Here is a 12,959-nt window from a genome sequence, read left to right as displayed (position 1 = left end):
AGTGAACCATGACTGCAAATACTCAACAAATCCTCGATCCCAAAAAAGCCATTTACAACGAAGTTTTACCAGCCAGACATCCTTGGTCTCGCGTTATCAAAAAAGGACAGATTCTCCGCATAGTAGATTTAGGCGGAAATCAAGCAGTAGACTTTTTAGTTTACAATGCCGATGACCCTTCAGAACGCTATAGCGCCCCCGATACAATCGTCAATCAAGGCAACATCTTTGTCACTACAAACAGCAAACTCATTTCCAACGAAGGGCGAACCATGATGACCATAATTGCTGACTCCTGCGGGCGGCACGATACCTCCGGCGGCGCGTGTAGCTGCGAGAGCAATTCAGTGCGGTTTGGACTAGATAAAAAATACCAGCACGCCTGCGTTGAAAATTTCCTCGCCGCAATTCTTCCCTACGGTTTGGGCAAGCGAGATTTAGTCAGCAATATCAACTTTTTTATGAATGTGCCAGTTAGCAAAAATGGCACTTTAGAAATTGTTGACGGCATCTCAGATCCGGGAAGTACAGTTGATTTGCGAGCCGAAATGAACGCGCTAGTTGCAATTTCTAACTGCCCGCAAATGAACAATCCTTGCAATGCTTACAATCCTACGCCGATTCAGTTGATTGTTTGGGATGCTGTGTAAGCGGAAAATACCAGGTTTGTAGTGAGGACTTCAGTCCTTATTGATGAGTAATAAAGTCCTCACTACCAATTACCAATGCCCAATGCCCAATTCTCAATGCCCAATTCCCAATTCCCAATTCCCAATTCCCCCCATAATGTTTAACAAAGTTCTGATTGCCAATCGCGGCGAAATTGCCTGCAGAATTATCCGCACTCTCGATCGCCTCGGAATTGCTTCGGTAGCAGTATATTCAGAAGCAGACGCGCGCGCCCAGCACGTTTTCACCGCCAGCGAAGCCGTTTGTATCGGCGCAGCAGCCGCCGCCGAGAGTTATCTGCGGTTCGATCGCATTCTCGAAGTGGCGCGCCAAACAAAAGCTCAAGCTATTCATCCGGGTTACGGCTTTTTGAGCGAAAATGCGGAATTCGCCGAAGCTTGTATCAGCGAAAATATTGCATTTATTGGCCCGACTCCGGCTCAGTTGCGGTGTTTTGGATTGAAGCACACCGCGCGGGAAATAGCCGCTGCAAATCAAGTGCCGCTAACTCCCGGAAGCGAACTTTTAGCAAGTTTAGAGGATGCGGAAAGGGCTGCTGGGGCGATCGGCTATCCGGTGATGCTCAAAAGTACCGCAGGCGGCGGCGGTATCGGTTTGCAGGCTTGTTTTGGCGATCGAGATTTAGCAGAAGCATTTGAAAAAGTACAGCGTTTGAGCCAAAGCAACTTTAAACAAAGCGGCGTTTTTTTAGAGAAATACATTCAAACAGCCAGACACATTGAAGTCCAAATCTTTGGAGATGGCAAAGGCAATGTCATAGCCTTGGGCGAGCGAGATTGTTCGGTGCAGCGGCGCCATCAAAAAGTAATAGAAGAAACCCCCGCCCCTGCGATTACCGACGAACAGCGAAATCAGTTGTACGGTGCAGCAGTGCGGCTGGGAAAAGCGGTAAATTACCAATCAGCAGGTACCGTAGAATTTGTGTTTGATGTTGATGCGAAACAATTCTACTTTTTGGAAGTCAACACGCGCTTGCAAGTCGAACATGGCGTGACTGAAGCTGTCAACAACATCGACCTCGTTGAGTGGATGGTAAAACAGGCTTCCGGGGATTTATTTCCTATACAAAATTACCAATATCAGCCGCAAGGACACTCAATTGAGGTGCGGATTTATGCCGAAGATGCCGCCAAGAATTTTCATCCGAGTTCCGGGTTGCTAAATCTAGTTGCGTTTCCCGAAAACGTCCGCTGCGACAGTTGGATAGAAACCGGAACGGAGGTTACTCCTTTTTACGATCCGCTGCTAGCCAAAGTCATCGTTTGCGGGGAAAATCGAGCGCAGGCGATCGCCCAACTCAAAGCTGCTTTAGATGCCAGTAAAATAGCGGGAATTGAAACTAATTTAGATTACCTCCGCCAGATTTTGGACGATTCCCGATTCAACCGGGGCGAACTGAGCACGCGCTTTTTAAACTCTTTTGAATACGCCCCTTTAACGATCGATGTATTGGATGGTGGAACCTACAGCAGCATTCAAGATTATCCGGGGCGGATTGGCTATTGGGATGTTGGCGTGCCGCCTTCTGGCCCGATGGATCATCTTGCATTTCGATCGGCAAATCGTTTAGTAGGAAATCCCGAATCAACAGCAGGATTGGAGTTCACAGCCACAGGCCCAACTCTGCGATTTAATGCAGATACAGTTATTAGTTTGACTGGTGCAACTATGAAGGGAACGCTCAACGGAGAATCGGTGCAGTTTTGGCGGGCAATTCCTGTAAAAGCGGGCAGCATTCTCAAGTTAAAAGCCATTGAAGGCGGCGGCTATCGCACTTATTTAGCGGTGAAACACGGTTTTAATGTACCTGAATATTTGGGCAGCAAATCAACGTTTGTACTGGGAAAATTTGGCGGTCACGCTGGTCGCACCCTGCGCCCTGGAGATGTGCTGAAACTGCACCAAACGGCAACTCTGGAAGCGGAATTATCTTTGCCTTCCGAACTGATTCCAACTTACAGCAATAATTGGGAAATTGGTGTTTTGTACGGGCCCCACGGCGCGCCGGATTTCTTTACTGAGGAAGACATCGAAATGTTTTTCTCAACAGAATGGCGGGTGCATTACAACTCGACGCGGACGGGGATTCGGCTGATCGGCCCGAAACCTACCTGGGCGCGTCAAGACGGCGGAGAAGCGGGTTTGCACCCGTCTAACATTCATGATAACGCTTATGCGATCGGCACGATCGACTTTACGGGCGATATGCCTGTAATTCTCGGTCTGGACGGCCCGAGTTTGGGGGGTTTTGTCTGTCCTGCTACTATTGTGCAGTCCCAATTGTGGAAAATCGGACAACTGAAACCGGGGGACAGTATTCGCTTTTACTGTTTGAGTTTTGCTGAAGCTTTGCAGCAGGAATTAGAGCAAGAAAGGCAAATTTCTACTTTTTGTCTCCCGGTTTCTGATGAAAAATCTGAGGGTTTGTTTCAGCTTCTCGGTTCTCCTGTTTTGCACAAAATCTCTGAATCTTCGGGACAGGTTGCTGTTACTTACCGTCAAGCTGGCGATAAATATATTTTAGTTGAATACGGGCCGTTGGTGCTTGATTTAAATTTGCGTTTCCGGGCCCACTCCTTGATGGCATGGCTGACAGCAAATCCGTTGCCGGGAGTTATCGAATTAGTGCCGGGGATGCGATCGCTCCAAATTCACTTTGAGAGCCGCCAGATTTCGCAACAGCAGCTAATGCAGGCGCTGATTGCGGCGGAGACGGAACTTCCGGCGATCGAGAATATGGAAGTGCCGGCGCGGATTGTACACTTGCCTTTATCTTGGGAAGATGAATCGACGCTGTTGGCGATTGAAAAATATATGCAGTCTGTGCGATCGGATGCACCTTGGTGTCCCAGCAATATTGAGTTTATTCGTCGCATCAACGGGCTTGACAGCATCGAACAAGTCAGAGAAATTGTCTTTAATGCTAGCTATTTAGTGATGGGTTTGGGAGACGTTTATTTAGGCGCACCAGTCGCAACTCCCCTCGATCCGCGCCACCGCTTAGTTACTACTAAATACAATCCCGCCCGCACTTGGACTCCCGAAAATGCAGTTGGCATTGGCGGCGCGTATTTGTGCGTTTACGGAATGGAAGGCCCGGGAGGTTATCAATTTGTCGGCCGCACGGTACAAATGTGGAATCGGTTTAAACAAACGGCGGATTTCCAGTCTGGTAAACCTTGGCTGTTGCGCTTTTTTGACCAAATCCGATTTTATCCAGTTTCTCATGAGGAATTGCTGCGCTGTCGGGAAGAATTTATCGAAGGTAAGTTTCAATTAAAGGTTGAGGAAATCACTTTTAAGTTGAGAGAATACAATGAGTTTTTGCATTCTATTGCTAGCAGTGCGGCTGAGTTTAAAGCGAATCAGCAGGCCGCATTTAATGCAGAGCGCGATCGATGGGCTGCCGCCGGGGAATTTGATTCTGAATCTGTAGCAGAAGCGTCGGTGGATATGCTTGCTGAGGCAGCGGCGGATGTTGCTTTGCCTGCTGGTTGTGAGGCAGTTGTCGCTCACGTTTCGGCGAATGTGTGGCAGGTGTTGGTTAATATTGGAGATGCGGTTGCAGAGGGCGATCGCCTGTTAATTTTGGAAGCGATGAAAATGGAAATTGCTATTACTGCTGATGTGGCGGGTACTGTGGCAGAGTTGTTTTGCCAACAGGGACAAACCGTAACAGCCGGACAAATTCTAGCGGCAGTTCAACCCGATTAAGCAGTCTTGGATGCAGGCACTCTATCTGTAGGGTGCGCGCTGCACCGATTGGTATCAAATTAATCGTGACGACTCCCAGCCCTAACTCGCGGACGAGTATAGGGTGGGCTTCTGGGCTAATCCTGCGTCTGCATCGGAAACACGCTGAGCTTTATTGACTGTCCGCCCGACAGCCAAGTTCTTAACATTAATCGCGGCATTTACATCCCGATCCAATTCGCCTGCCGCAAACATGGCAACTATGCCACCTGTCGGCAATGGTTTTAGGGATGCGAGTACCACAATTAGAACAGTTTTGGGTAGTACCATTTGGATTCACAGCTATAGCTAATTTGCCAGCACTTTCGGCCTTACAAACCAGAATATCGAGGAATTCACTCCAACCAGCATCTAGGATCGATTTTGCCATCCTAGTTTTTGCCAAACCTTTGACATTCAAATCTTCAAAGCCAATCACATCATACTTGTCGAGTAATCGCTTTGCAGCTTTACAATGAAAATCTTTACGTTGCTTTGCAATATGCAGATGATGTTTAGCAAGACGCTTAACAGCCTTCCGTCTACGATTACTGCCTTTCTTTTTACGATAAACAGCCTTATTTCGGAGCTTTTTATCGCTCTGGGCAATTCTGGCAAACTGAGGAATAGGGACTGTCTCAGCATCACTGGTAATCAAGAAATCCTTCAGTCCCATATCAATACCAACAGCATTATCAAGATTGACATCGAGGCTCATTGTGGGCACTGTGACATCTTGCAATGTCAGCACAACATAATAGCCATCGCATTCTTGACAATTTGAGCAGTTTTGATTTTAAACCCATCAGGGATAGGACGATGCAGAATTATCTTCACATCACCGATTTTCGGTAAAGTAATGCGATTACCTTTGATGCAATCCTGTTTCATCTGGGTATAGGTAAAGCTGTGATATCTACCACGCCCCTTAAATCTAGGTTTCCCAGAGTGCTTGCCAGATTTATCAGCCTTGATATATCGGTCAAAAGCTTTTTTGACCCTCTCAATGCAATTCTGTAAAACCTGAGAATGAATCCAAAAAACAGTTCATCAATAATTAGATGGCTGGCGCTATTTACAACGGCTGTTCCGTTTGATTCGGCGACTCCTTGAGCAGCGGAATAAATTCTGTTTCTTGAGGAACCGGAGCAAATCGCCCCTCCACCCAATCGTGTTTAGCTTGCTCAATGCGCTCGTCTCGGCTCGAAACAAAATTCCACCATTTATGCCGCTTACCCACAGGTTCACCGCCAATCACAATACAGCGAGCGTTGCCATTGGCAGAAATGCTTACCGATGCGCCTGAAGTGAGAACCGCCAACCGATGTTGTTCCAAAGGCACTCCGTCGATCGCCAACCCCTCTGTTACACTATAAACCGCCTGTTCACTGTAACTGCCCGGTAAGGTAAATTGCTTGCCATCGGCAAGTTGCACGTCCAAATAAATCATGGGTGAAAATGTTTGAACAGGGGAAGTGCGATCGTATGCCTCACCCGCAATCAGGGTGAACGAAACTCCTGCATCCTCCCAAACAGGCAAATCAGTTGCCGGATGGTGTCTAAACCAGGGGTCAGTTTCTTCGTACTCATCGGGAAGTGCTACCCAGGTTTGGATGCCGTGCAGGATAGCTTCTTTGCTGCGATCGTCATCAGGTGTGCGTTCGGAGTGAACAATACCTCGCCCTGCCGTCATCCAATTCACTGCACCGGGACGGATTTCTTGAACGCTGCCGACACTATCGCGATGCAGCAAAACACCTTCAAACAGGTAGGTTACGGTTGCTAGGTTGATGTGCGGATGCGGTCTGACATCTACGCCCTGACCGGGTGCAAACACCGCAGGGCCGAGATGGTCGAAAAATATGAAAGGGCCTACCAACGTCACAACGTCTGAGGGAAGCAGGCGACGGGCTTGGAATCCACCCAAATCTTGAATGTGTGGCTCGATGAGATGCTGGATGCTATCTGTCATGATATTGATAAAGTTTAGCTTCTTTTAAAGTTGTCTTAAGGGAGACTGTCCGCTCTTTTCTAATTCTTGAGGTTTCAAAGGATTTCACTGATTTTTCAAAGATAAAAAAATTAGTGAAATCAGCGTAATCTCTCTTAATCCTTGTTTAGCAAGGGTTTCAGAAATGGGGCAATATAGCCTTTCTCTAAAAGGTGAGATACCAATTTTGCCATGAAAAGCTTGATCATGTAAGGGTTGCAGCATACCTCGCCATACATCATTTTTCTGAGAAAGGCTATATCTGTGGATTCTTGCCTTGACAAACTAGCGGTTAAATTATTAGCCAATGAGCTCAAAACCCTTCGCATCAGAGGAAACACCATTCTTGATCCGCGCCGCCACCACCATCAGTAGCAAGGCCAAACTGTCGTCAGAGAACCCATCAACCAATATCTGCATATCTAACAAAGACTCTAGTTGCTTTGGCACTGACATCTGGCTGCTGTTGCCAAATCCCTCTCCCCCCGTCAGCCGATTACAGAAGTAAACGCGGGCTCCCGGCTTAATCTCGTCCATTGCCTGAATTAATTTCCACAGCACCTCCGTAGAGATGCCAGTCTTCCCCCGCCGAAACTCAGAAATATGATTTTCGCTAACGCCTGAAAACTTGGATAACTGTTTTCCAGATATCCCGTAGCGTTCAATAGTCATCCTAAAAATTTCGGAAATCATTGTAAAGTTTTGTTACAAAAATGTATGATTACCCTTTAACGGTGGTAATGTCATTTAGTTATCGGTCAATAGCCCCTGTAACAGCCTACCAGCTTTAAGAACTCAATCAATTATAACTCTGCCCGCATAATGTAGCGTCGGCGCAGTCTTATTTTGCTCTGAGAACATTAGACACCAACCGAATTTAAGCTTCCAGCCTTAACGCAATAAGGCTTGCAGGCTCATTATCGGTGATGTCTAATGGCTACGGCTTGTTTTACGAAACGAAGTGAAAGATTTGAGTAGCAATGGCAGAGTATGGTGTCGAGTCATATTTCTCCGTCATTGAATTCAAAATAACATCCTGGTTTCGAGTGTGCTGTGACTAAAGTCACATTTTAGTGGCATCTATCTATAAATTTAGGATCTAAGAAGTGTCAAGAAACTTAACACAGCCGATTTCTCTAAAATTACCCAAATGGCCTGAGCCTAATTTGAGTAACGTAACTGTGGGGAACGGATCGCTGACTGTAGATGAAGTAGTCAACGTTGCCAGAAACTCCTCGCAAGTTTATTTAACGAATCGGGATGAAATTTTCGATGGTATAAAGGCATCCTGCGACTACATTATGGATGCTGTCGAGTCGGGAAAGCCGATTTACGGCGTGACAACAGGATTTGGAGGGATGGCCAATACTGTAATCTCTACTGAAGATGCGACTTCTCTACAAAATAATCTCGTCTGGTATCACAAGGCTGGGGCTGGTAAGCGGTTGCCGATCGCTGATGTCCGGGCCGCGATGATCCTGCGGATCAACTCGCATCTATACGGTGCCTCTGGCATCCGGTTGGAACTGGTGGAGCGCATGACAACCTTCCTCAACGAAGGAGTAACACCTCACGTTTACGAATTTGGCTCTATCGGCGCTAGCGGCGACCTTACACCCCTAGCTTACATTACTGGATCGCTGATTGGGTTGGACAAATCCTTTACCGTTGACTTTCAAGGTGAGGAGATGTCATGCGTACAAGCGCTTGAGAAGCTTGGCTTACCCCCCCTGACGTTGCGCCCCAAAGAAGGGTTAGCAATGATGAACGGTACCTCTGTTATGACTGGTATCGCGGCCCTGTGCCTCCGCGACGCGCAAGTCTTGCTTGCCCTAGCAATGGGCGTTCATGCCCTGATGATTCAAGGATTAGGGGGTACTAATCAATCGTTTCATCCTTTTATTCACGCGCTCAAACCTCATTCTGGTCAAATATGGGCAGCTTCCCAAATGGTCGAACTCCTTAAAGATTCGTGCTTGAGCCGAAACGAGTTAGATGGTGAGCACAACTACCGGGGTGCAGATCCAATTCAAGACCGCTATTCGCTTCGCTGCTTGCCTCAATATCTGGGGCCAATTGTTGATGGATTGGCAGAGATTGTTCAGCAAATTGAAGTAGAAATAAACTCGGTAACAGATAACCCTTTGATCGACGTTGAGAATCAAGCCAGCTATCACGGCGGCAATTTTCTGGGACAGTATGTTGGTGTGGGAATGGATCGTTTGCGGTATCTCTTAGGTCTGCTATCTAAGCACTTGGATGTGCAAATAGCGCTGTTGGTTGCACCGGAATTTAATAACGGGCTGTCACCGTCTTTAGTTGGTAACACGAGCCGTAAGGTCAACATGGGTCTAAAAGCTCTGCAAATAACTGGAAACTCGATTATGCCGCTGTTGACTTTTTATGGCAATTCGATAGCAGATCGCTTTCCCACTCACGCCGAACAATTCAATCAAAACATCAATAGCCAAGGATTCGCTTCAGCTAATTTAGCTCGTCGCTCAATTGAAATCTTCCAGCAATATATGGCAGTAGCTCTAATGTTTGCTGTCCAAGCTGTTGACTTGCGAACCCATCAAGTCGCCGGTCATTATGATGCACGGGAATGTTTGTCGCCACTTAGCTTGCCGCTATATGAGGCTGTGCGCGAAGTTGTGGGACAGCCGCCTAATGTTGAAAAATCTTACATTTGGAATGACAACGAGCAATCTTTGGATATACACATTGCCATGATTGCTGCTGACATTGCACAGGAAGGACGGATTGTGCAAGCTGTGAACCAGATTTTATCAAGTTTGAAGTAGGAAGAGGAAGGAGAAGGGTAAGAAGTTTTGAAAAAAACTCACATTATTTTTTCTCTTTTTTGCTCTTTATTCCCTGCGTAAAACAATCCATTTGTAGCTAATAATAGCCTGCAAAACGGTGTAAAAAATGAGTTGACAATTTAACTCTTTCAGCGCTGCTTGTCTGTTACAAAAGCATTCGCAATATTTCTGCTGCATAAGGATTGTTAAACGTTACACAAAGACACAAAAATGGTTACTCACAATATTTCAGCTAACATCTCTGAAACTGCTTTTCAGGTAGATATTTACCGAATTAAAAAAGCAGAGAGATTGTCAAATCAGCAACACTTTTTGACGGATACTGTTCGCCAGTGCGTCAAAATCTATCAACTTGAACCAAGTGATTGGCAACAATTTTATCAGGCAATTCATCCTGGTTGCGTAGGGGATGTTTTCTCAGAAAAAAAATATCGCTCAAAAGCTTTACGTAGTGGTTTTCTATTGGCTTTAGCGACAATGCACCAGTGCATCCAAATCATGAACACGAAGCCTATTGTTTGGCAGCATTTTTACCGAGGATGAAATAGGGATGAACATTGCAGAGCATATCGAGAGAGGAGGCAAGTTTTTCCCTCACAAACCCGCCTTAATTTTTGAAGGCAAATCTTTCACGTACAAGCAGCTTAACCAATTGGTAAATCGCGCTGCTAATGGTTTGCAAGGATTGGGAGTCAAGCGGGGCGATCGCGTCGCTCTTTTCCTTCCTAATATTCCTGAATTTGTCATATCTTATTTGGGCATTCTCAAAATTGGAGCGATCGCAGTTTCTATTAGTGCGATGCTCAAATGTGATGAAGTTCGATTTATCCTTAATGATTGTGAAGCTAAGGTGGTTATTACCACCGAATCATTGAGTAGACAAGTCCCAGATGCGGATTTAGCTTATCTCGAACACATTTTGATTGCTGAAAGTGAAGCGAACAAAGGAACCAGTCTGGAAGAAATGATGGCAAATGCTTCGCCGGAAGCACGGGCTATTAAAATGGGGCGACATGAGCCAGCAGCGATTCTCTATACATCGGGAACTACAGGTTTTCCCAAGGGAGCTACTTTGTCGCACGGCAATGTCATTTCCAATATTTATGCCAAAAACCGCTGCTGTAAAATGCAGCCAGAAGATCGGTTGCTGCTGTACTTACCGCTATTCCATTGTTTCGGTCAAAACGCTATTCTCAATAGCGCTTTTAATGCTTGTGCAACGATTGTTTTGCAGCGCCGTTTTGCTCCTGCGGAAATTCTGAAAGCGATCGCACGCGAACGGATCACGATGTTTTTTGGCGTGCCGGCAGTTTTCATCAAACTGTTAGAACTGCACCCATCTGAGTGCGAGTTAAGTTCAGTCCGTTACTACTTTACTGCATCTGCTCCTATGTCAGGGGAGATTGTTCAGCAGTGGCGATTGCTTCACAATTTGGTGATTCATGAAGGGTACGGCTTAACTGAAACTTCTCCTTTTGCCTGCTACAACCACGAATTGAAATATAAACCAGGTTCGATTGGAATGCCGATTGAAAATGTGGAAATGCAGGTCATCGATCGCGATGGTAAAGAAGTCGCGCCAGGGGTAGTGGGAGAACTTGTCATTCGCGGGCCGAATGTGATGCTGGGTTACTGGAATCGCCCTGCTGAAACGGCCAAAGTCTTGAAAGACGGTTGGTTTCATACAGGCGACCTCGGCTGGATGGATGATGATGGCTATTTTTACATTGTCGATCGCTTGAAAGACATGATCAATGTTTCTGGCTTTAAGGTGTATCCCAATGAAGTTGAGCGGGTGCTTACTACGCATCCAGCGGTGGCTGAAGTGGCGGTTTATGGGGTTCCCGATCCGGTTAAGGGTGAGATCGTCAAGGCAAATATTTTGCTGAAATCCGGTCAATTGCTGGCAGCCGAAGATGCGATCGCTTTTTGTTCGGAGCGGATCGCCGCTTACAAGGTGCCGTGCCTTGTCCAGTTTGTTGATTCCCTTCCGAAGAATGCGGCGGGTAAGGTGTTAAAACGAGTTTTACGGGAGTCCCATACCCAACCCAGCCAGCACCGAGTTCAGAAATTTGAGACTTTACCTGTTTTTGAAGCAGCGTCATTGCTGCAAGCGCCTTTGAGTGCTAGCGAGTAAAGCTGAGAACATTGATTTGCCAGTCAATTTTTTCCGAGTATAGTTGCACAAAAAGTTACACTGTAAAAAAGAGTTCATCATCATGTATCATCCTGTAGGAATTCGTTCACTTGCTGTCAGTTTTCCGAGTGTTATCCGCACCAATGATTATTTCCGAGAAAACTACCCTGATTTGATTGCCACAGCGGAAGAAAAAGGCTTAGCGAGAGCTTTTTCACCTGCTAAACCTATCTCTGAAAGCAAAGAAATTGACTTGTGGACACAAGAGATGATGCCGTACTTATCCGATCCCTTCCGGGGTGCTATTGAGCGACGGGTACTTGACTGTAATGAGTCTTCATTAACATTAGAATATCGTGCAGCCTATGATGCTCTCGACGCTGCAAAACTTTCTCCAGAAGAAGTTGATCTGATGATCGTTGCCTCCATGTTTCCCGAGCATATCGAACTTGGAAATGCTGCCTTTCTTGCTAGTCAACTAGGTTTACAAGGTGCTGCTTGGAATCTCGATTCACTATGTGCGAGTGCCATAGTTGCACTCCATAATGCTTGTGCCCTAGTGCGAAGTGGAGAGTACCGTAATGTACTTGTAGTTACTTCATGTACATACTCTCGTTTTTGGGATGAGAATGACACCCTCTCGTTTTTTGTAGGTGACGGTGCTGGAGCCTTTGTGGTCAGCTCACTTAAAGCAAACCAGGGCATCATTGGCAAGAAAATTATCAATACTAAAGAATCATGTGGTGTTTTCTATAATGAACTGACCACAGATGCCCAGGGGAATCCACGAATGATTATACGAGCAAATAAAAACGCCAGCAAACAGATGCCTCATTTGTTTTTGAAATACTTTCGTGAGTGTTATCAAGGTGCTCTTGATGCTGCCAATGTCACCCTCGATCAAATCGACTTTTTTGTTTTCTACACGGCTACTGCTTGGTATGGAAATTTCTGTGTCCGCGAACTAGGTATAGATCCAAAGCGGACAATTGACATCTATCCCCAGTATGGAAACATTTCCGCAGCATCTACTGTTGCCACTTTGTACCACGCCGCACAGTTGGATAAAATTCGCCCTAACGACTTAGTTCTTGTTTATAATCATGGCTTTGTAGCTAGCGCAGCCGCAGTAGTGATGCGCTGGGGCGATGTTGCGCTGGGACCTTTACCTGCTCCCTCAGCAAACTTAATACGCACACCTGTAGGGGTGCGGTAGATACTAAGCAGCCTAATAGATCATCGCTTTAACAGCTCACCTTTAGGAAAATGCGACAGGCATTTCGGGGGACTATCCATACTTAACAATAGTCCGGACAGTTTTATATGGCCCAATGGCTTATTCTCGCTTAGCTTTGAGCCACTGTGGATAATTAAATCAATGTCAGCTCCACCCCCTGACTTGCTTTTAATTCGACTCTATTTATGATCCTTGCCCTGTAAAGCTTGTAGTCTCGTTCCAAAAACTGTCCGGAGTATTGACTTAAGATTTAATTAATTAAATCTTAAGTTTTTGTTTTATATGAGAAGTAATCTTCGATACAAAGGTAAAATTTCAAAAACTGATAACATAATATATTAAGTAGTT

At 46.0% G+C, this 12,959-nt stretch carries 9 protein-coding genes; 6 read left to right on the top strand and 3 right to left on the bottom strand.

All coding sequences use genetic code 11. The features are described 5' to 3' along the window. The first annotated feature begins 8 nt into the window (after positions 1 to 8). The gene (locus tag K4039_RS08775) at positions 9 to 650 is read left to right on the top strand and encodes an urea amidolyase associated protein UAAP2 (protein ID WP_265234775.1); all 642 of its coding nucleotides are present in this window, start codon (positions 9 to 11) and stop codon (positions 648 to 650) included. 82 nt (positions 651 to 732) lie between these two features. Continuing rightward, entirely contained in the window at positions 733 to 4,404 is a 3,672-nt protein-coding gene (gene uca / locus K4039_RS08770; RefSeq protein WP_265234774.1) for an urea carboxylase, read from the top strand. Between the two features lie 187 nt (positions 4,405 to 4,591). On the opposite strand, the gene K4039_RS08765 is transcribed toward uca, so the two are convergent. From K4039_RS08765 to K4039_RS08755, 3 genes are all read right to left on the bottom strand, one after another. Then, positions 4,592 to 5,140, bottom strand: coding sequence for a transposase (locus K4039_RS08765; protein ID WP_265234773.1), 549 nt, complete (start codon positions 5,138 to 5,140; stop codon positions 4,592 to 4,594). A 357-nt stretch (positions 5,141 to 5,497) separates the two neighbouring features. Further along, positions 5,498 to 6,394: a pirin family protein gene (locus K4039_RS08760; protein WP_265234772.1), complete on the bottom strand. Its 897-nt coding sequence runs from the start codon at positions 6,392 to 6,394 to the stop codon at positions 5,498 to 5,500. Between the two features lie 318 nt (positions 6,395 to 6,712). Beyond that, on the bottom strand, positions 6,713 to 7,084 hold the full coding sequence (locus K4039_RS08755) for a helix-turn-helix transcriptional regulator (protein ID WP_265234771.1): 372 nt from the start codon (positions 7,082 to 7,084) through the stop codon (positions 6,713 to 6,715). 494 nt (positions 7,085 to 7,578) lie between these two features. On the opposite strand from K4039_RS08755, the gene hutH reads away from it, so the two are divergent. The 4 genes from hutH to K4039_RS08735 all read left to right on the top strand — a co-directional run bounded on the left by hutH (position 7,579) and on the right by K4039_RS08735 (position 12,590). Then, positions 7,579 to 9,216, top strand: coding sequence for a histidine ammonia-lyase (gene hutH, locus K4039_RS08750; protein WP_265234770.1), 1,638 nt, complete (start codon positions 7,579 to 7,581; stop codon positions 9,214 to 9,216). Positions 9,217 to 9,447: 231 nt separating this feature from the next. Further along, a complete protein-coding gene (locus K4039_RS08745) occupies positions 9,448 to 9,780 on the top strand; it encodes a hypothetical protein (protein ID WP_265234769.1) in 333 nt (110 codons plus the stop codon). A gap of 7 nt (positions 9,781 to 9,787) precedes the next feature. Further along, entirely contained in the window at positions 9,788 to 11,374 is a 1,587-nt protein-coding gene (locus tag K4039_RS08740) for a class I adenylate-forming enzyme family protein (protein WP_265234768.1), read from the top strand. 43 nt (positions 11,375 to 11,417) lie between these two features. Next, on the top strand, positions 11,418 to 12,590 hold the full coding sequence (locus K4039_RS08735) for a 3-oxoacyl-ACP synthase III family protein (protein WP_265234767.1): 1,173 nt from the start codon (positions 11,418 to 11,420) through the stop codon (positions 12,588 to 12,590). Positions 12,591 to 12,959 lie beyond the last annotated feature (369 nt).

It is taken from the genome of Lyngbya sp. CCAP 1446/10 (assembly GCF_026130175.1).
In the GTDB taxonomy this organism is placed as follows: domain Bacteria; phylum Cyanobacteriota; class Cyanobacteriia; order Cyanobacteriales; family Microcoleaceae; genus Microcoleus.
This window is presented reverse-complemented; position numbering and strand designations above follow the sequence as displayed.